Raw genomic sequence first — 18,917 nt, 5'->3', positions numbered from 1 at the left:
CAGCTAATTTTATTTCTGGGTGCGAAAAAAAACTTCACTTAATTACAAGAGGAGAAATTAAACAACATGGAAATAATATTTAAGAAATGACTTGCGAATATATTAATTAACGTCTACAGCGAACCACACCCCGGTTCGTTATTAATTGAAATAACTTTACAGACTTAATTCTGGTGCATTCGCGCACCGGAAACACGCTCTCTTTTTGACCACAAACCGACGACGAGAAGGATAACATCATGACACCGCAAGAAAATTATCATGACTGGTTACGCGACGCTCACGCCATGGAGAAACAGGCTGAATCCATGCTGAAAGCCATGAGTGGTCGTATCGATAACTACCCGGATTTGCGGGCGCGTATCGAACAGCACTTAACCGAAACGCAAGGGCAAATTAAATTGCTCGAAGGCGTTCTGGACAGAAATAATATTGATCGTTCAGTCATTAAAGACGCCACCAGCAAAATGGCGGCGATGGGTCAGGCATTTGGCGGTATGTTCGCGCCGGACGAAGTTGTCAAAGGCGCAATTAGCAGCTACGTCTTCGAACAATTTGAAATTGCTTGTTATACCTCACTTATCAGCGCAGCGGAAAAAGCCGGTGATGTTGCCAGCATTGATATTTTCAAACAAATTCTGGCTGAAGAAAAAGCAATGGCTGAATGGGCACTGAATCATATTCCGGATGTCACCGATCAATTCCTGTTACGCAGTAACGCGGACGGCGTCGAAGCCAAAAAATAATTATTACATGTAAGGAGGCAAGCAATGTTTAGACATGTGAAACAACTGCAATATACCGTTCGCGTCAGCGAGCCGAACCCAGGCCTTGCTAACCTGCTGCTGGAGCAGTTCGGTGGCCCGCAGGGCGAATTGGCTGCGGCCTGCCGCTACTTTACCCAGGGGCTGGGTGATGACGACGTGGGTCGAAAAGAGATGCTGATGGATATCGCAACCGAAGAGCTCAGCCATCTTGAAATCATCGGTTCGCTGGTCGGGATGCTGAACAAAGGCGCGAAAGGCGCGCTGGCTGAAGGCACCGAAAACGAAGCGGAACTCTATCGTTCCCTGACGGAAAACGGCAACGATAGCCACATCACCTCGCTGCTGTACGGCGGTGGCCCGGCGCTGACTAACTCTGCGGGTAAGCCGTGGTCGGCATCCTACATCGATACCATTGGTGAAGTGACCGCAGATTTGCGCTCCAACATTGCCGCCGAAGCGCGCGCGAAAATCATCTACGAACGCTTAATCAATGTTACCGACGATCCGGGTGTGAAAGATGCACTGGGCTTCCTGATGACCCGCGAAGTGGCGCATATGCTCTCGTTTGAGAAAGCGCTCTACTCTATTCGTAACAACTTCCCGCCGGGCAAACTGCCGCCGATTGAGCAGTACAGCAATGTGTACTACAACATGTCGGAAGGTGACGATCCGCGCGGTAGCTGGAACAGCGATGAAAACTTCGAGTACGTTGCTAACCCGCAACCAGCTGTAGACGGTGGCGATGGCTTAATCGACGTCAAACTGACCCGGGAACAACTGGCAATGGTGAAAGCGATGAGCGAACGCACCAAGTCCGACCCGAAAGCAGAACCGCTGACCGGGGCTGAACTGGGCACTGGTGAACCGAAGCCGAAGAAAAAATAACCCTGTCTGACTAAACCTCACCCCGTACTGCGGGGTGAGGTTTTTTTATGCCTGCTTTTCCTCAAACGCGCGCAACTCCAGCGCATCATGGCTGCAAAAGAGCGCAATCTCATTACCGTGCGTGCAGGAGAGCTCACGTAAGCGCTGCTGGTTGGTGCGCCGGGCGTCATTGTCCATCGCCATCATCCACTGGTAAAAACGCAGCCCCGGCGTGCAGTGGCGCTCTGGTCGCCCCATCTCTTCACGGTAGAACCATGCATCGCCGCCGTGCAACAACCAGCCACTTTGTTGCTGAATAGCAATGCCCGCATGGCCTGGCGTGTGCCCGGCAAGCGGTACCAACAAGATTTCCGGCGGCAGGCCGCGCAGCGCGGTCACTGCGTCAAAACCAAACCACGTCTCCCCCTGCGGCGCGTAGCCCTGCCAGGCGGAGCGAGCGCTCCACTGACCGGGGCGATAGCGCTCGCGCTGTAACCAGCTATGGCGTTGCAGTGCGGTGTCTATCTCCTGTTGCAGCAGGTGCACCTGGGCATGGGGAAAATCCGTTAGCCCACCGGCATGGTCGAAATCAAGATGCGTTAAGACGATATGGCGCACATCTTCCGGCTGAAAGCCTAACGCGCGAATGCGCGAAAGCGCGGTCAGTTCTTCCCGGCGCTGGATGTTGTTCATCAGGCGAAAAAAGCCGGACAAGCGGCGCTGTGGTGTTTGCATATCGTCGGTGCCAAAACCGGTATCCACCAGCACCAGTCCGTCGCGTTCGGTTTCAATCAGCAGGCAGTGACAAACAAGATGCGCATGAATGCCTTTGCTGAAGCCGTCATAAAGCGCGCCGCCGAGCGGGCACATACAGCCGCAGTTAAGGTGATGAACTTTCATTGAGACCTCCCGTCGCGGTCAGTGGGAATGCTGTGCGCCATCGGCAGAGACGTTGACCGCGCGTAACTGGATCGCCTGCCCTTGCTGCCAGGCATCGGCCCCTTTTGCGACCGGATTTGCCGGAATATCGGCACGTTCACGCCTGATTTCACGGGTGTTGATATCAAAGCGGCGATCGCGATCGGCCAGCAGTGCCGGGTTGAGTTGCCCGTCGGCGGTAAAGCCCATCATTAACGCCGGTGTGCCAAGCGGCAGCGTTTTGTTCTGGTCGGTATGCCAGGTATGGAAGGTTTTGCCGTAGGTGTTAACGATTTTGCTCATCAACGCCTTATCTGCCACCGCTGGCAGACCCGGTGCGACCAGACTGCCGGATTTCACCTCATAGCGGTGGCTGTGCCAGAGCTTTTTCTCTTCTGCCGGCAGGGTATTGAACAGGCGCTCGCTAATGATGTACTCCACGCCCATCAGCCGCGCATCACGCGTGTTGCCGTCATAAATCACCGCCTGCATTACATCGTCATTCAGCACCGTGACGTAGTGATGCGCTTCCATCTGCCCCTTTTGGTTATCGCTGTAGAAGTGAAAGCCGTCCAGATAGGTACTGATGGCATCAATCGGCGGTCGGGACTGAAGTGCCGCGGCGCCACTTTCCAGCGTCTGTAATTTGGCAGAGGTTTTTTCGCCGGGGATTGGCGTTTGCGGTGGGGTGTTATTCGCCGAGCAGCCAGCGAGGATCAGAGGAATTGCAAGGTAGAAAGCCAGCCGTTTCATTGTCTCTCCTTTGAACAGTAGAAATATTGAAGGTAGCCCATTGCAGCCATACAGCCAGCGAAATGCCCAAAAGGCGGCAAGGCTAACGCAGCGGCGGCGCAGGAAATAAGATAGTTGGCGTAACGAGGGTGTGGTTATGTGATTTTTATCGGCGTTTTTTGTTTTTTAGAAAGGTATTAACTATCAAATCTGTAGATTCATTCAGGTACCTTTTATCAGAAGCAGTGTATATCGTAACGGCATCACGCAAGCAAATGGAGCCAGATATGAGCACGTCAGACGATTTCACCGGTGATTCATCCATTGAGAAGTGCCCTTTTCATAACACGTCCAGTAAACCGACGCCGAAGCCCGGCGGCCCGATGACCAACCGTGACTGGTGGCCGAACCAGCTACGCGTCGATCTGCTGAACCAACACTCCAACCGTTCTAACCCGCTGGGTGAAAACTTCAATTACCGCGAAGCATTCAAAAAACTCGATTACAGCGCCCTGAAAGCCGATATTCGCGGCGTGCTGACAGATTCTCAGGAGTGGTGGCCAGCCGACTGGGGCAGCTATATCGGGCTGTTTATTCGTATGGCCTGGCACAGTGCGGGGACGTATCGCACCGTTGACGGGCGTGGCGGCTCCGGGCGCGGCCAACAGCGTTTTGCTCCGCTGAACTCCTGGCCGGATAACGTCAGCCTGGATAAAGCCCGTCGCCTGCTGTGGCCGGTGAAACAGAAATATGGCCAGCAAATCTCCTGGGGCGATTTGATTATCCTCGCGGGTAACGTCGCGCTGGAAAACGCCGGTTTTCGCACCTTCGGTTTCGGCGCAGGCCGGGAAGATGTCTGGGAGCCGGATATGGACATCGACTGGGGTAATGAAAAAGAGTGGTTGAGCCATCGTCACCCGGAAAGCCTGGCGCAGGCCGCCATCGGCGCAACGGAAATGGGGCTTATCTACGTTAACCCGGAAGGGCCAAACGCCAGCGGCGAGCCGGTTTCTGCCGCAGCCGCCATTCGCGCGACCTTTGGCAACATGGGCATGAACGATGAAGAGACCGTGGCGCTGATCGCCGGGGGCCATACGCTCGGTAAAACCCACGGCGCGGCTCACGCACCGGACTATGTGGGCGCAGACCCGGAAACCGCCCCGCTGGAAGCGCAGGGGTTAGGCTGGAGCAGCACATTTGGCAGCGGCGCAGGCGCCGATGCGATTACTTCCGGGCTGGAAGTGGCATGGACGCAAACGCCGACCCAGTGGAGCCACTACTTCTTCGAGAACCTGTTCAACTATGAATGGGTGCAGACCCGTAGCCCTGGTGGTGCAATTCAGTTCGAAGCCAAAGATGCCGAAGAGGTTATCCCGGACCCGTTTGATCCGGCGAAAAAACGCAAGCCAACCATGCTGGTCACTGACCTGACGCTGCGTTTCGACCCGGAGTTCGAGAAAATCTCGCGCCGCTTCCTGAACGATCCGCAGGCGTTTAATGAAGCCTTTGCCCGCGCCTGGTTCAAACTGACCCACCGCGATATGGGGCCGAAATCACGCTACATTGGCCCGGAAGTGCCGAAAGAAGATCTGATTTGGCAGGATCCGCTGCCAGCGGCCGTGCATCAACCCAATGGCGCAGATATCGCTAACCTGAAAGCGGCGATTGCCGAGTCCGGTTTGTCGGTGAGCGAACTGGTGTCGGTGGCGTGGGCGTCTGCGTCCACCTTCCGTGGCGGTGACAAGCGCGGCGGTGCCAACGGTGCGCGTCTGGCACTCGATCCGCAGAAAAACTGGGAAGTGAACGCCATTGCCGCGAAGGTGCTGCCTGCGCTGCAAAGCATCCAGAAAACTTCCGGCAGAGCCTCGCTGGCAGACGTCATTGTGCTGGCCGGTGTGGTGGGCGTGGAAAAAGCCGCGGCCGCTGCGGGTGTGCAGGTGACGGTTCCCTTTACGCCGGGCCGTGTTGATGCGCGCCAGGATCAGACCGGTGTGGACTCTTTCGCATTAATGGAGCCGCTGGCCGATGGTTTCCGTAACTATCGCCGCGTCTGGGACGGCATCAGCACCGAAACGTTGCTGATTGATAAAGCGCAGCAACTGACGCTGACCGCGCCGGAAATGACCGCGCTGGTGGGCGGCCTGCGGGCGCTGGGCGCGAATTATGACGGCAGCTTGCACGGCGTCTTTACCGACAACGTGGGCGTGCTGAACACCGATTTCTTCGTCAACCTGCTGGATATGCGCACCGCATGGAAAGCAACGGACGAGAAAGCCGAGCTGTTCGAAGGCCGCGATCGCCGCAGCGGTGAAGTGAAATACACCGCGACCCGCGCCGATCTGGTGTTTGGCTCCAACTCGGTGCTGCGCGCCCTGGCAGAAGTCTATGCCAGCGCCGATGGCAAAGAGAAATTTGTCACCGACTTTGTTGCTGCCTGGACGAAAGTGATGAATCTGGATCGTTTCGACCTGCTGTAGTCGCTTCTGGCTTACCTGGCCTGCGACGCCTGAAAAGGCCCGCAGGCTTTTTTATGGCGGATAAAAAAAACCCGGCGCTGCCGGGAAAGTGTTTTGATAACGAGTTTTGTCCAGCGGCAAAAGCGCCGCTAAAAATCAGGGTAACACCACATGAAGCCACACCGGATGAAGCACTAACAGTGGCAGGCTCGCCGCTATTAAAAGGGAGAAATGTAACGCCGGTATGACAGTTAAAAACGATTTCTCAGCCAGAGGCTGACGAGGCTTCTTGCTCAAGGGTGAGCACAAAATGGTTATCGTGGCGGTCAATCTTTGCCCCGCTCAGACCATAGTTAGTCGTTAACATAAAAAATGTATCGGCATCGACATCAAAGGCCAGCTCAACTTGTTGATGCTTGCCTGAGGTTATCATCTGATACGCCTGCTTCAGGTTGTAAGCTTTTGCTCTGGACATAGAAGCGTCTCCGTGCAGTGCTGTTTAATAACAGTGTTGCCACTATTCTTATAGACCGGTTTTTAAAAACTATCCGACTATTTTTCCACTGAACAAACGAAAACCCCACGTGTTGTATAACAGCGTCACCGGCACCAGGAGCGCGAAACTTAAAAGTAAAAATTTTTGTGTCGCGGGCGGCGCGGCGGCCTGGCTGATGGATAACACCGGCGGCACAATCCACGGGAAAAGCGTTAACACCAGCAGACTGAAGGCGCAAACAACCCCTATCAATACCCCGACCAGCGGCATAAATGAGCGTCGCCCCGCAAGGCCAACAAACAACACGCCCCCACCCAGAAGCGCCCCCACGCCGGGCGGCAACCACAACCACGGGTTAAGTAAATGCTGGCGCCAGGTCTCCTGCAACAGCGCGCTCCAGATAACTAACCCCGCAGCCAGCAACGCAGTAAGCAGGGCGAGCCACGGCAGTATACGCCGCCCCCAGTTTTGCAGCGCACCGGTGCAGCGCCAGACTAACCAGCCCGCGCCCATCATCGCGTAGCCCACGGCCAGCGCCACGCCGCAGTAGAGCGGAAATGGCCGCAGCCATTCGAAGCCGCTGCCGGTAAATTGCTGGCCGTCGGTGCTGATCCCCTGCAACAATGTCCCGACCAGTACGCCCTGCGCCAGCGCCGCCAGTAGCGATCCGCCAAACAACATCCCATCGAACAACCGTGGCGCGTGGGGGCGATATTCAATTGCCATGCCGCGCACCACCAGCGCCAGCAGCATGACAAACAGCGGAACGTAGAGCGCGCTCAGCACAATGGCATACGCCAGCGGAAACAGCCCCAGCAGGCCGCCCACCGTCAGGACCAGCCAGGTTTCGTTGCCGTCCCACACCGGTAACAACGAAAGATTGATAATATGCCGCCCTTCGGGGCTGCGCTGAAACCCGCTCAGGATGCCCGCGCCCAAATCGGTGCCATCGAGCAGCACGTAAATCAACAAACTGCCCGCCAGCGCGGCGGCAGAAAGGGTATGCAACCAGGGTAAACCCACTATCGCCTGCATGTTATGCCTCCCCGTTCCCACTGCGTTTTGCCACTTCCGGCTCCGCGCCCTCTTCATCAGGCGTGGGCAAGCGTGACATCAGGCGCAGCAAAAACCACAGCCCGAGCGAAAAAAGCACAAGATAAACCAGCACCGTCACGGCAAGCGACCCGAGCACGAGCTGCCCGGCGACGGGCGAAGCGCTTTCGGAAGTGCGCAGTAAGCCGTAGATTGTCCACGGCTGACGGCCGGTTTCGGTGACCAGCCAACCGGCCAGCATGGCGACAAAACCGGCCGGTGCCATCAGCACCATCCAGCGTTGCAACCAGCGGGCCTGCCATAACCGCCCGCGCAGGCGCACCACCAGCCCGGCGATGCCCGCCGCCACCATCAGAATGCCAAGACCGACCATCACGCGAAAAGACCAGAACACCGCCGGGACCCAGGGCAGATCCTCCGGCGGATACTGGTTCAGGGTATGGATGCGGCCTTCAAGATTGTGTCGCAAATAGAGCGAGCCGATATTGGGGATCGCCACTTCATAGAGATTACGCCGCTGCTGCATATCCGGTAGCGCGAACAGGCGCAGCGGCTCACCCTCGCCTGCGGGCGGCGGATCCCATGCGCCTTCCATCGCCGCCAGTTTAATCGGCTGATAATCGCGGGTGTTTTCGCCATGCAGATCGCCAAGCACCACCTGTACCGGTGCCAGCAACACCAGCATCCACAGGCCGAGAGAGAACATTTTGCGCGCGGGCAGTTGCCGGGCATCGCGCAGCAGATGCCATGCGCCGCAGGCCGCCACCAGGCAGGCCGTGCCGAGCATCGCCGCGACCACCATGTGCGCCATGCGCCAGGGAAACGAGGGGTTGATAATCGCCGCCCACCAGTCGACAGGGATCACGCGCCCGTCCGCCGCGAGGCTAAAGCCATCCGGGGTTTGCATCCATGAGTTGGCGGCGAGGATCCAGAAGGCGCTGATAAACGAGCCAAGCGCGACAATGCAGGTGGCTAAAAAGTGCACCCACGGGCGCACTTTGCCCATACCAAACAGCACCACGCCCATAAACCCCGCTTCGAGGAAAAACGCCACCAGCACTTCCATATACATCATCGGCCCGAGCACCGACCCGGCGCGGCTGGCAAGACCGCTCCAGTTAGTGCCGAAAGCAAACTCCATCACCACGCCGGTGACCACGCCAACCGCCACATTCAGCGCAAAGATTTTGCTCCAGTAGCGCCAGAGCGAGAGCCAGATTTGCTGTTTGCGCCACAGCCACATGCCTTCAAGGAACATGAGGAACTGCGCCAGGCCAATGGTGAACGCCGCCAGCACGATATGAAAACCGATGGTGAAGGCAAACTGGCCGCGCGCCAGCAATAAAGTGAATTCCTCGCTCATCATGCGTCGCTGGGCTTGCCCGTCCAGGCTGAGATGGGTTTGTCTACCGGCTCATCCATGCGTCGGGAGAAGGCTTTCAGACCCTGCAACAGCGGTTGCAGCGCCCCCCAGAGCTCATCGTCGTGCAACATCTTCCACACTCCGCGCCCCCCCGGCGCTTTCTGCTCACTTTGCGACGGCGGCTGGCTGAAGGCATCGGCCATATCGCGCAGGCCAAACGCCAGTTTGTACATTTTGTCCGGCGGCACGCTGGAGAGCGCCATCAACAACACCGAGATATTTTGCAGCACATTGAGCGTACCTTCGCGCTGCAAGCCTTTGACCAGCACCTGCGCCACCTCGTTATTGGCCGCCACCAGGTCGTTCGCCAGGCGCAGCACGCCATGTTGGTGCAGCGTTTCCAGTAAACGCTCCAGTTCCTCGTGCGCATCGGGGCCGATTTTTGCCGGTTCCGGCTGATAATCAATCGCTTTAGCCATCAAAATTTCTCCGGGTGGGGTTCGGTTTCCGGCGGTTCGCGGTAATCGTCGCGCCGCCATTTCTCTTCCACGGGCACCCTGGCGATGGGTGTGCGTTTACCGTGACGAAAGTTATGTTTCGGCAGCGGGTCGGGAAGCGGCGGACGATCAACGGGTTCAAGGCGTACCGCCAGCTCTTTATAGGCCGGGGTGTTGACCTGCGGATCGTGGTGCTCACCGGTTAACCTGTTGATGCCATCTTTGCCCTGATGGATGGAGATAAACAGCACCTTGCCCGCCACACGTTCGGTGATAACGACCGGCACCTCCACTTCCCCGCGCCGGGAGATCAGTTTTACCCAGTCGCCTTCCTGCAAGCTGCGGGCGGTTGCCAGCTCCGGGCTAATTTCAACAAACCAGTTTGGCGACAGGCTGGTGGTGCGCCCGCCCTGGCCGCTCTGGTTGGTCGACTGAAAATGTTCCAGCATCCGGCCATTGTTGAGCAGCAAATCGTAGAGCGCATCCGCCTCTTCGGCGGGTGGCTGCCAGCTCAGCGGATAGAGCGAGGCGCGGCCATCGGGGGATTTAAAACGCTCGGTATAAAGCAGCGGTGTGCTGCTGCCATCAGCGTTGACCGGCCAGATTTGCGATTTCCATCCCTCCAGGCGCTGATAACTGACGCCAGCGAAACTGTCGGCAATGCTGGCCGCCTCCGCCATGATCTCCTGCGGATGGCGGTAGCCCCAGTCGTGGCCCATATACGCGGCAAGCTGGGTGAGGATTAGCCAGTCCGGGCGGCTGTCGCCGAGCGGCTCCATCACCGGGTAGAAGCGTTGAATACGCCGCTCGGTGTTCACAAAAGTGCCCTCTTTTTCCACGCTCGGACAGCCAGGTAACACCACATCGGCGAACTGCGCCGTGCGGCTGAGGAAAATATCCTGCACCACCAGGAAATCGAGGTTGGTAAAGCCTTCATGCACGTTGCGGGCATCGGCGTCAGAAAAGGCGGTCTCTTCGCCAATCACATACATGGCGCGGATCTGATCGCTACGCGCCATTTCCACCATCATAAAGTTGTCCTGTCCTACTTTCAGCGAGAGGCGCTCGGCGGGCACGCCCCAGGCTTTCGCCCACTTCTCCCGCACCTTCGGGTCGCTAACGGATTCATAACCGGGATAGAAATTTTTCAGGCAGCCAAAATCACTCGCGCCCTGCACATTGTTGTGGCCGCGCATCGGGTAACCGCCGGTGCCGGGTCGCCCGTAGTTGCCGGTCACCAGCAGCAAATTGGAGAGCGCAGTGCTGGTATCGGCCCCGTGGCTGTGCTGAGTAATGCCCATCGCCCAGATGATACAAACACTGCCCGCCAGGCCGATCATTTCGGCTGCGCGGGTTAACTCGTCCGTATCAAGGCCGGTGATCTGCGCGGCGTAATCCAGCGTAAATGGAGCCAGCGACTGGCGATACTCGTCGACTTTGTTAACGCGATTAGCGAGGAAGGCTTCGTCGGCATAGCCGTTGTCGAACATATAGCGCGACATGGCGCTGGCCCATGCCAGATCGCTACCGGGGTGAATGCGTAAATGGAGATCGGCGCGTTCGGCCATTTCATGGCGGCGCGGATCCACCACCAGCCATTTCTGCCCGTGATGCTTTTTAGCGGCTTTCAGGCGTGAAGCGATAACGGGATGGTTTTCGGCGGTGTTGCTGCCGACTATCACCACCAAATCGGCTTTGGTTAAATCGGCAATGGTTCCGGCATCGCCGCCGTAACCCACGGTGCGAAACAGCCCTTCTGTCGCCGGGTTCTGGCAGTAGCGCGAGGAGTTATCAACGCTGTTGGTGCCAAGGATGGCGCGGGCAATTTTCTGCGTCAGATAGGCTTCTTCGTTGCTGCCTTTGCTTGAGCCGATAAAACCGATGCTGTCGGAGCCATAGCGGTCGCGAGTTTCCAGCAACCGCTTCGCCACAAGGCTGAGCGCCTCTTCCCAGCTTGCCGGGCGGAAACGATCGTTTTCGCGGATAAGCGGCGTGGTCAGTCGCTGCGGGCTATTAATAAAATCCCAGGCGAATTTGCCTTTCACGCAGGTCGAGATGCTGTTGACCGGCGCGTCGACATGCGGCTGCACTTTTAACAGGTGGCGATCGCGGGTCCACATTTCAAACGTGCAGCCGACGCCGCAATAGGTACAGACGGTTTTGGTGCGTTTGATCTCCTGCTGGCGCAAATGGGTGTCGATAACCGAAATGCCGGAGATAACTTCCGCGCCGGTGGAATTTTCGAGGGTTTTGATGATGTCGATGAGCGGGCGTTTCAGGGACTGACGCATCGAGGTAAATGGCCCGGCATCGGGCTGCATGCTCTTTTCCATCAACGCATTGCAGGGGCAAACCGTAACACAGTGGCCGCAGCTTACGCAGCTTGAACCGGCAATCTGGTTGCCGCCGTCCCACAGCACGCGTGGGTGCTCCATGGTGTAGTCGATGCTCAGCGTCTCGTTAACTTCAACATTCTGGCAGGCATCGACACAGCGACCACAGAGAATGCACTGATCCGGGTCGTAGGTATAAAACGGGTTGGAGTGATCTTTAACATAGGGCTTGCGCTGATAAGGGTAGCGCTGGATCGGAATGTGCATATCAACGGCGGTGTTATGCAACGTACAGTCGCCGGTATTGTGTTCGCACACAGTGCAATACAGCTCATGTTTCGCCAGCAACCTGTCCATCCCCTCTTCACGCGCGGCGCGGGCAGGCTCGCTTAACGAGTTGATGACAAGGCCCTCGCGGCTGCGCAACGTGCAGCCGCGCACCAGTTCGCCGTCCATCTCCACCCAGCAAACATCGCAGGTTTTCAACGGATCCAGTGCCTCGTGGTAACAGACATGGGGCAGCGTAATGTTACAACTCTCAAGAAACGGGATCAGTGGCATATCCGCCAGGCCAATCAAAGGCTTACCGTCATAGATGACAGTACATTTTTGCAGGCTCATGTTACTTCCTCACCAAAAAAGTGCTGTACGTGCACTCCCGGTGCGTCGATACGGTGCCTGGTTCAGGTGAACGGCATCGTAACGTCGCCCCTGTTTCGGGTGCCGTATCCGTTATGAAGTTTAAAAGTAGACCCCGCCGCCCCGCTGAGCCAACCGGCCAGTGACTATTCCTCTCCGGTTTTAAGATTCCTCTTAAAACCATAAGAAAAAATGATATATCCACTCTCCCAAAGGTAAATTTATGTCAAAAAAAGCGCGTTTTGCGCCATTTTGTGAGCGAAATCACCTGATGATAACTCACGTGATTATTTTATTTTTATCTAACTGCCGCTAAGTTATTTATTTTAAAGATACCTTTCAAATAACCCCCTCAGTTAAATTAAACACAACTACTTACAAAGCATTAATATTTGCGATTTGACGTGCCGTTTGACTATTTCCAGCCAGCGTCTAAATTTAATTACGAACGCCGGCGACATTGACTTAATTAAATGTCGTTAATTGAAACAACGAAACAGGAGAAATATTATGGCTGAACATCGTGGTGGCTCAGGTAATTTCGCCGAAGATCGTGATAAGGCATCAGAAGCAGGCCGCAAAGGCGGTCAACATAGCGGTGGTAATTTTAAAAATGATCCACAGCGTGCTTCCGAAGCGGGGAAAAAAGGCGGCCAGAATAGCCACAGCGGCGGCCGTAAATCCGGCAATTAATATATTGTTGTGATTTGGATATCACCGCTTCTATTTTAAATAAGTAAATGACTGGCGAGTCAGAAATGGCTCGCTATTTTTAACGCTATTATTGGGTGGATATTATGCAGATTAACACGCTAAACGATCTCTTCATTCATGGGCTGTCGGACATTTACAGTGCAGAGAAGCAACTGGCTCGCGCACTCGCGAAGCTGGCGCGTGAAGCTTCTACCCCCGAACTGGTGCAGGCATTCAAACAGCATCTGGAAGAGACCCAGGGACAGATTGAACGCATCGATCAGCTGCTTGAAGCCGAGTCTAACGTCAAGCTGAAACGTATGAAATGCCATGCGATGGAAGGCCTGGTCGATGAAGCCAATGAAGTTATTGAAGCGAGCGAAAAAGGCACCGTACGTGATGCTGGCCTGATTGCCGCTGCGCAAAAAGTCGAGCATTACGAAATTGCCTCTTACGGTACGCTTTGCACGCTCGCGAAACAATTAGGCTATAACAAAGCTGGCCAACTTCTGGCGCAAACGCTGGAAGAAGAAAAGAATACGGATAACTTACTGACCAAAATTGCTACCAGCAAAATTAATCAGAAAGCAGAGGTTGAATAAGTTACCGCTACGTTGTTGCTGATAATTTCTTTTCGTTGCATAAGGTTATGCTGATAGATACGAAGAGAATTATCCTGACTTGTTACGTGATACTTGCCATAGCGAAGCGTAGCGATAATTATCGAGCATTAAAGGTAAATATTTCCGCTATTTAATTGATACACGGGTGCAAATAACGTAGTGGTAACTCGTTAGCCTCGTGAAATATCAAAACCGGCGTCTGAAAAGGCGCCAGAAAATAGCGGCGATGGGACAAAGAAGGATACAGATATGCAACAGAATCTGAAACGTGTAAGGAATGTCCGCATGAACTCAAGAACCAGCGCCGATTTAGGCTGGCAGGTTCTGGATGAGTTCGAACGCGCAAGACTGGAAAAACCCTTTGTGCCGGTCAAGATGATGGCAGATCGTAAACAAGTCGATAGACGTAGTGAATAACAGAGGGTAAATACCCTCTCCGTTATGTGCCTTGCGTTACTTGCCCGGCGTGGATGCGTCGGGCATTTTTATCGCCGCCAGTTGACTTATATTGTAATAAGCGTACTTTTCAGGACATGAAAACATTCCTGATAATAGTACCCGATGGCGGCATGCTGTTCGAAGCTGCCGGTATCGCCGACATCCTGATGCAGGCCAATCGTCTGCACCCAAATGGCTCACCCGAACCGCGTTACCAGATAAGTCTCGCCACGCCGCAGCCCTGGCAGGTAATCCACGGGCAGTCCGGCTTAAACTTGCTGGCCGACCATCGCCTGCCGGAAATCGATCCGCGCAAGCCCTGGGACACCATTATGATTACCGGTCGCGGAATCAACGAGGACGAAGGCACTGCCGTGGTGGACTGGTTGCATCTTGCCGCCCCTCACGCCCGCCGCGTGGTGTCGATTTGCGGCGGCGCGATGCTGCTGGCGCAAACCGGGCTGCTCAATGGCCGACGCGCCACCACTCACTGGCGGCTGCTGGAAACCATGCAGACGCGCTTTCCTGACATTCACGTTGAAGCTGGCCCACTCTATATTCAGGATGGCCCGGTGTGGACCTCAGGCGGCGTCAGCTCTGGCTTCGACCTGACGCTGGCGTTAGTGGAAGAGGATTATGGTTTTACCCTCGCCCGCGATGTCGCCCAGGATCTGGTGATGTACCTGCGCCGCCCCGGCGGGCAGTTGCAGTTCAGCCGCTACCATTTACAGCAGGCCAGCGGTATCGGGCCGATCAGTGATTTGCAGGGCTGGATCCAGGAAAACCTGGCTGACGATTTATCCGTCGAAAAACTCGCCGCCCGTGTTGCCATGAGCCCGCGCAATTTCACCCGCGTCTTTACCCGGGAAACCGGCGCGCCCCCGGCGCGTTATGTTGCTGAAGCACGCCTGGCCGCCGCGCGCGACAGGCTTGAGCAAACCAACGACACGCTGGAGCGTATCGCCACCCTCACCGGCTTTGGCAGCAGCATTAATCTGCGGCGCACCTTCGAGCGCCAGTTGCATCTGACGCCCGGCGAGTACCGCCAGCGCTTCCACTGCCGCAAAATGGCGTAAAGTGATCCTTATTTGTCATTTACGCCAAACCGCGCCAATCCTACAGTAAAGGCAGATACCTACTGAAGGAGAGCATCATGGTGAAGGTCGGCATTAATGGTTTTGGCCGCATCGGGCGCAATGTATTACGTGCGGCACTGGGTAATAACGAGATGCAGATCGTGGCGATTAACGATCTGACAGACAGTAAAACCCTCGCGCATTTGCTTAAACACGACTCCCTGCTGGGGACGCTGCCCGTGCCGGTGGAAGCGGGCGAAGGTCAGTTGTTTGTCGACGGTAACGCAGTACGGGTGTTTAGCGAGCGCGACCCGGCCAATATTCCCTGGCGCGACGCGGGCGTGGAGATTGTGATTGAAGCGACGGGCTTTTTTACCGACCGGGAAAAAGCCGCCGTCCACATCAATAGCGGCGGCGCGAAACGCGTGATTATCTCCGCCCCTGGCAAAAATGAAGATTTGACCATTGTGCTCGGCGTGAACGACCAGCAATACGATCCGCAGCGCCACTTTGTGGTGAGTAACGGCAGTTGCACCACTAATGGCCTGGCGCCTGCCGCGCAGGTGCTGCATCAGCAGTTTGGCATTGAGCACGGGCTGATGAACACCACCCACGCCTACACCAATAGCCAGGCGCTGCACGATCAGCCGGAAAAAGATTTGCGCGGCGCGCGTGCAGCCGCACTCTCTATCGTGCCCTACTCCAGCGGCGCGGCGAAAGCGCTGGGCAAAGTTATCCCGGAACTGGATGGTCGGCTGACCGGGTATTCATTGCGCGTGCCGGTCCCGGTGGTGTCGATTGTTGACCTCACCGTAACGCTGAAACGCGATGTCACGGTGGATGAAGTGAATGCGGCATTCCGCGAAGCCGCGACCAATGGGCCGCTGAAAGGCATTTTGGGGTACAGCGATGAGCCGCTGGTCTCCAGCGATTACCAGGGTGACCCGCGCTCCTCGATTATCGACGGGCTTTCCACGCTGGTCATTGGCGGCAAGCTGGTGAAAATCCTTGCCTGGTACGATAACGAATGGGGATTCTCCAACCGCCTGGTTGACCTGACAACGCTGATGGCGAAACGCGGGTTGTAACCCTTCCTCAAAACCCGGCAGGCCAGCGTCTGCCGGGTTTTTTATTACATCGACATATCCACTACCACTCTGCCGGTGATTTTCCCGGCGCGCATACGGTCGAAAATGGCGTTGATATTTCCCAGCGGCTCAACGGAAATCTCGGCATGGACTTTGTTGCGCCCGGCAAAATCCAGCGCTTCCTGCAAGTCCTTGCGCGTGCCAACAATCGACCCGCGCACAGTGATGCCATCCAGCACCATGTTGAAAATCGACAGGTCAAATGTCCCCGGCGGCAGGCCGTTGAGCACCATTGTCCCGCCCCGGCGCATCATGGTGGTTGCCTGCTCGAAGGCCTTCGGCGAGACCGCTGTAACCAGCACACCGTGCGCGCCGCCAAACTCGGCGTGAAAACGCGTGCCGGGATCCTCTTCCCGCGCGTTGACGGTGACCGATGCCCCCAGGCGACGGGCAAAGGCCAGTTTGTCGTCGTCGATATCCACCGCCGCGACGTTCATCCCCATCGCCACCGCGTACTGAATAGCCAGGTGTCCCAGCCCGCCAATCCCGGAGATAACCACCCACTGCCCGGCGCGGGCTTCGGTCATCTTCAGCCCTTTATAAACGGTGACACCGGCGCACAGAATCGGCGCAATTTCATTGAAGCCGATATTGTCCGGCAGGATGCCGACATAATTGGCATCCGCCAGGCAATATTGCGCAAAGCTGCCGTTAACTGAATAGCCAGAGTTTTGCTGCGAATGGCACAGCGTTTCCCAGCCGCCGAGACAGTGCTCGCAGTAGCCGCAGGCTGAATAAAGCCACGGCACACCGACGCGATCGCCCTCTTTCACGTGCGTGACGCCCGCGCCAACCGCCACCACATGCCCGACACCTTCGTGACCGGGAATAAACGGCGGGTTCGGTTTGACCGGCCAGTCGCCTTCCGCCGCATGCAAATCCGTGTGGCAGACGCCGGTGGCTTCAATCTTGACGAGGATTTTGCCCGGCTCAACAGCGGGCACCATCACCTCTTCAATCACCAGCGGTTCGCCAAACGCCTTCACAACGGCGGCTTTCATGGTTTTCAGTTGCATAATATCTCCTTCATCCTGATGGAAAATCAGTACAGACCCAGCGGCGAACCGCTATAGCTCACCAGCAGGTTTTTGATCTGCTGGTAGTGGCTCAGCGCCAGTTTGTGGGTTTCACGCCCGACGCCCGAGTTTTTGTAACCCCCAAACGCGGCATGTGCCGGATAGAGGTGGTAGCAGTTAGTCCAGACGCGACCGGCTTTGATGGCGCGCCCCACGCGCCACGCGCGGTTGATATCCAGCGTCCACAGCCCGGCACCCAGCCCATATTCCGTGTCATTGGCAATGTGCAGCGCTTCCGCTTCGTCTTTAAAGGTAGTGATGCCAATCACCGGCCCAAAGATCTCCTCCTGGAAGCAGCGCATGCCGTTATGGCCTTTGATCAGCGTCGGTTGGATGTAGTAGCCATTTTCCAGCGCATCACCATGTTCCACATGCGCGCCGCCGGTAATGATTTCGCCGCCCTCTTCGCGGGCGATGTTGATATAAGAGAGGATTTTGTCGTACTGCTCTTGTGACGCCTGCGCGCCAATCATGGTCTCGGTGTCAAAGGGGTCGCCTTTACGGATGGTTTCCATACGGGCAATCACTTTTTCAATAAATTGCGGGTAGATGGATTCCTGCACCAGCACGCGCGATGGGCAGGTACAGACTTCGCCCTGGTTGAAGAAACCGAGCACGGCGCCTTCAACCGCTTTATCAATAAATTCTGCGTCACCGTTCATCACATCTTCAAAGAAGATGTTGGGGGATTTGCCGCCCAGTTCGACAGTGCTGGGAATAATGTTTTCTGCCGCACAGGAGAGGATGTGGCGGCCAATTGCCGTCGAGCCGGTGAAGGCGATTTTTTCAATGCGTTTGCTGCGCGCCAGCGGTTCGCCCGCTTCGGTGCCGAAACCGTGCACCACATTCAGCACGCCTTTTGGCAGCAGATCGCCAATTAATTCCATCAGCACACAAATACCCAGCGGCGTTTGCTCAGCCGGTTTCAATACCACGCAGTTACCCGCCGCCAGCGCCGGGCCCAGCTTCCAGGCCGCCATCAGGATCGGGAAGTTCCACGGGATTATCTGCCCAACCACCCCCAGCGGCTCGTAAATGTGATAGGCGACGGTGTTGCTGTCGATCTCGGCCGCCGTGCCCTCTTGCGCCCGCAGACAGCCAGCAAAATAGCGAAAATGATCGACCGCCAGCGGAATGTCGGCGCCGAGCGTTTCGCGGATCGGTTTGCCGTTGTCCCAGGTTTCCGTTAATGCCAGCAGTTCGAGGTTGGCCTCAATACGATCGGCAATTTTCAGCAGCACATTGGCGCGATCCTGCGCGCTGGTTTTGCCCCAGCTATCGGCGGCGGCGTGGGCAGCGTCCAGCGCCTTGTCGATATCTGCCGCGTTTGAACGCGGGAACTCGGCGATCACCTGTCCGGTGACCGGCGAGGTATTGGTAAACCAACGCCCCTCAACCGGGTCAACAAATTCACCGCCAATATAGTTGCCATAACGCGGTTTGAACGACACTTTTGCGCCAGCAAGGCCAGGGTGGACGTATTTCATAAGATGTTCCTCTTTTATTATCGGTACAGGTGAGGCGTCTCGCGCAGGGGCGGACAGAGGGATATAAGCAGTTCTTATGCCAGGCTGGCCCGGGGAAAGAGATTTAACATTAAGCGAAGGAAAATCAGCAAATTAAAAATCTGTAAGTCAGCGCAGCGGTAAAAAAAGTGCCGTTGATTGCGCGAAGTGTGTCGCATGTCGCTACATGCGGGACACTCATGTGATACACAAATGTAACATTTCAATTATCGGAGAGTA

Annotated in this window: 18 protein-coding genes; 9 read left to right on the top strand and 9 right to left on the bottom strand. The window is 56.2% G+C overall.

The features are described from left to right. Positions 1-239 precede the first annotated feature (239 nt). Positions 240-746, top strand: coding sequence for a DUF892 family protein (locus Q5705_17880; GenBank protein ID WLI76432.1), 507 nt, complete (start codon positions 240-242; stop codon positions 744-746). A gap of 24 nt (positions 747-770) precedes the next feature. Beyond that, positions 771-1,652 (top strand): manganese catalase family protein, encoded by an 882-nt coding sequence (locus Q5705_17875; GenBank protein WLI76431.1) that lies wholly within the window; start codon positions 771-773, stop codon positions 1,650-1,652. Positions 1,653-1,697: 45 nt separating this feature from the next. Here the strand turns inward: Q5705_17875 and Q5705_17870 are convergent, their stop codons facing one another. Both Q5705_17870 and Q5705_17865 read right to left on the bottom strand, forming a co-directional pair. Next, positions 1,698-2,531: an MBL fold metallo-hydrolase gene (locus Q5705_17870; protein WLI76430.1), complete on the bottom strand. Its 834-nt coding sequence runs from the start codon at positions 2,529-2,531 to the stop codon at positions 1,698-1,700. 18 nt (positions 2,532-2,549) lie between these two features. Then, positions 2,550-3,302, bottom strand: a complete 753-nt coding sequence (locus Q5705_17865; GenBank protein WLI76429.1) for an OBAP family protein — start codon at positions 3,300-3,302, stop codon at positions 2,550-2,552. A gap of 266 nt (positions 3,303-3,568) precedes the next feature. On the opposite strand from Q5705_17865, the gene katG reads away from it, so the two are divergent. Together katG and Q5705_17855 are read left to right on the top strand one after the other, a co-directional pair. Then, a complete protein-coding gene (gene katG, locus Q5705_17860) occupies positions 3,569-5,758 on the top strand; it encodes a catalase/peroxidase HPI (protein WLI76428.1) in 2,190 nt (729 codons plus the stop codon). A gap of 53 nt (positions 5,759-5,811) precedes the next feature. Beyond that, positions 5,812-5,985, top strand: coding sequence for a hypothetical protein (locus Q5705_17855; protein WLI76427.1), 174 nt, complete (start codon positions 5,812-5,814; stop codon positions 5,983-5,985). 17 nt (positions 5,986-6,002) lie between these two features. On the opposite strand, the gene Q5705_17850 is transcribed toward Q5705_17855, so the two are convergent. From Q5705_17850 to fdhF, 5 genes are all read right to left on the bottom strand, one after another. Continuing rightward, positions 6,003-6,212 (bottom strand): hypothetical protein, encoded by a 210-nt coding sequence (locus Q5705_17850; GenBank protein WLI76426.1) that lies wholly within the window; start codon positions 6,210-6,212, stop codon positions 6,003-6,005. A gap of 69 nt (positions 6,213-6,281) precedes the next feature. Continuing rightward, positions 6,282-7,268, bottom strand: a complete 987-nt coding sequence (locus Q5705_17845) for a cytochrome d ubiquinol oxidase subunit II (protein WLI76425.1) — start codon at positions 7,266-7,268, stop codon at positions 6,282-6,284. Position 7,269: 1 nt separating this feature from the next. Next, on the bottom strand, positions 7,270-8,652 hold the full coding sequence (locus Q5705_17840; protein ID WLI76424.1) for a cytochrome ubiquinol oxidase subunit I: 1,383 nt from the start codon (positions 8,650-8,652) through the stop codon (positions 7,270-7,272). Beyond that, positions 8,649-9,128 (bottom strand): DUF1641 domain-containing protein, encoded by a 480-nt coding sequence (locus tag Q5705_17835; protein WLI76423.1) that lies wholly within the window; start codon positions 9,126-9,128, stop codon positions 8,649-8,651. Before Q5705_17835 ends, Q5705_17840 begins: the two co-directional genes overlap by 4 nt. Continuing rightward, on the bottom strand, positions 9,128-12,100 hold the full coding sequence (gene fdhF / locus Q5705_17830; GenBank protein ID WLI76422.1) for a formate dehydrogenase subunit alpha: 2,973 nt from the start codon (positions 12,098-12,100) through the stop codon (positions 9,128-9,130). The genes Q5705_17835 and fdhF overlap by 1 nt, the downstream gene beginning before the upstream one ends. Before the next feature lie 528 nt (positions 12,101-12,628). Between fdhF and Q5705_17825 the strand changes: the two genes are divergently transcribed. The 5 genes from Q5705_17825 to gap all read left to right on the top strand — a co-directional run bounded on the left by Q5705_17825 (position 12,629) and on the right by gap (position 16,036). Continuing rightward, positions 12,629-12,811 carry a general stress protein gene (locus Q5705_17825; GenBank protein ID WLI76421.1) on the top strand — a complete coding sequence of 61 codons (183 nt, stop codon included), beginning with the start codon at positions 12,629-12,631 and terminating at the stop codon, positions 12,809-12,811. Between the two features lie 104 nt (positions 12,812-12,915). Beyond that, the gene (locus Q5705_17820) at positions 12,916-13,413 is read left to right on the top strand and encodes a ferritin-like domain-containing protein (protein WLI76420.1); all 498 of its coding nucleotides are present in this window, start codon (positions 12,916-12,918) and stop codon (positions 13,411-13,413) included. Positions 13,414-13,719: 306 nt separating this feature from the next. Beyond that, the gene (locus Q5705_17815; protein WLI76419.1) at positions 13,720-13,851 is read left to right on the top strand and encodes a hypothetical protein; all 132 of its coding nucleotides are present in this window, start codon (positions 13,720-13,722) and stop codon (positions 13,849-13,851) included. A gap of 116 nt (positions 13,852-13,967) precedes the next feature. Next, complete coding sequence (locus Q5705_17810; GenBank protein WLI76418.1) at positions 13,968-14,948, top strand: helix-turn-helix domain-containing protein; 981 nt, start codon at positions 13,968-13,970, stop codon at positions 14,946-14,948. Positions 14,949-15,025: 77 nt separating this feature from the next. Then, positions 15,026-16,036, top strand: a complete 1,011-nt coding sequence (gene gap / locus Q5705_17805; GenBank protein ID WLI76417.1) for a type I glyceraldehyde-3-phosphate dehydrogenase — start codon at positions 15,026-15,028, stop codon at positions 16,034-16,036. A 44-nt stretch (positions 16,037-16,080) separates the two neighbouring features. Here gap and adhP read toward each other — a convergent pair whose 3' ends face one another. Continuing rightward, complete coding sequence (adhP, locus tag Q5705_17800) at positions 16,081-17,112, bottom strand: alcohol dehydrogenase AdhP (protein WLI76416.1); 1,032 nt, start codon at positions 17,110-17,112, stop codon at positions 16,081-16,083. A 26-nt stretch (positions 17,113-17,138) separates the two neighbouring features. Beyond that, on the bottom strand, positions 17,139-18,659 hold the full coding sequence (locus Q5705_17795; protein ID WLI76415.1) for an aldehyde dehydrogenase family protein: 1,521 nt from the start codon (positions 18,657-18,659) through the stop codon (positions 17,139-17,141). Positions 18,660-18,917 lie beyond the last annotated feature (258 nt).

The sequence above is a fragment of the Kosakonia sp. H02 genome, from assembly GCA_030704225.1.
Lineage (GTDB): Bacteria > Pseudomonadota > Gammaproteobacteria > Enterobacterales > Enterobacteriaceae > Kosakonia.
This window is presented reverse-complemented; position numbering and strand designations above follow the sequence as displayed.

Bases quoted from the DNA above. Each gene is read 5' to 3' on its own strand.
- Q5705_17880 (WLI76432.1), top strand. From the start codon at position 240: ATGACACCGCAAGAAAATTATCATGACTGGTTACGCGACGCTCACGCC.
- Q5705_17875 (WLI76431.1), top strand. From the start codon at position 771: ATGTTTAGACATGTGAAACAACTGCAATATACCGTTCGCGTCAGCGAG.
- Q5705_17870 (WLI76430.1), bottom strand. From the start codon at position 2,531: ATGAAAGTTCATCACCTTAACTGCGGCTGTATGTGCCCGCTCGGCGGC.
- Q5705_17865 (WLI76429.1), bottom strand. From the start codon at position 3,302: ATGAAACGGCTGGCTTTCTACCTTGCAATTCCTCTGATCCTCGCTGGC.
- katG (WLI76428.1), top strand. From the start codon at position 3,569: ATGAGCACGTCAGACGATTTCACCGGTGATTCATCCATTGAGAAGTGC.
- Q5705_17855 (WLI76427.1), top strand. From the start codon at position 5,812: ATGGCGGATAAAAAAAACCCGGCGCTGCCGGGAAAGTGTTTTGATAAC.
- Q5705_17850 (WLI76426.1), bottom strand. From the start codon at position 6,212: ATGTCCAGAGCAAAAGCTTACAACCTGAAGCAGGCGTATCAGATGATA.
- Q5705_17845 (WLI76425.1), bottom strand. From the start codon at position 7,268: ATGCAGGCGATAGTGGGTTTACCCTGGTTGCATACCCTTTCTGCCGCC.
- Q5705_17840 (WLI76424.1), bottom strand. From the start codon at position 8,652: ATGATGAGCGAGGAATTCACTTTATTGCTGGCGCGCGGCCAGTTTGCC.
- Q5705_17835 (WLI76423.1), bottom strand. From the start codon at position 9,128: ATGGCTAAAGCGATTGATTATCAGCCGGAACCGGCAAAAATCGGCCCC.
- fdhF (WLI76422.1), bottom strand. From the start codon at position 12,100: ATGAGCCTGCAAAAATGTACTGTCATCTATGACGGTAAGCCTTTGATT.
- Q5705_17825 (WLI76421.1), top strand. From the start codon at position 12,629: ATGGCTGAACATCGTGGTGGCTCAGGTAATTTCGCCGAAGATCGTGAT.
- Q5705_17820 (WLI76420.1), top strand. From the start codon at position 12,916: ATGCAGATTAACACGCTAAACGATCTCTTCATTCATGGGCTGTCGGAC.
- Q5705_17815 (WLI76419.1), top strand. From the start codon at position 13,720: ATGAACTCAAGAACCAGCGCCGATTTAGGCTGGCAGGTTCTGGATGAG.
- Q5705_17810 (WLI76418.1), top strand. From the start codon at position 13,968: ATGAAAACATTCCTGATAATAGTACCCGATGGCGGCATGCTGTTCGAA.
- gap (WLI76417.1), top strand. From the start codon at position 15,026: ATGGTGAAGGTCGGCATTAATGGTTTTGGCCGCATCGGGCGCAATGTA.
- adhP (WLI76416.1), bottom strand. From the start codon at position 17,112: ATGCAACTGAAAACCATGAAAGCCGCCGTTGTGAAGGCGTTTGGCGAA.
- Q5705_17795 (WLI76415.1), bottom strand. From the start codon at position 18,659: ATGAAATACGTCCACCCTGGCCTTGCTGGCGCAAAAGTGTCGTTCAAA.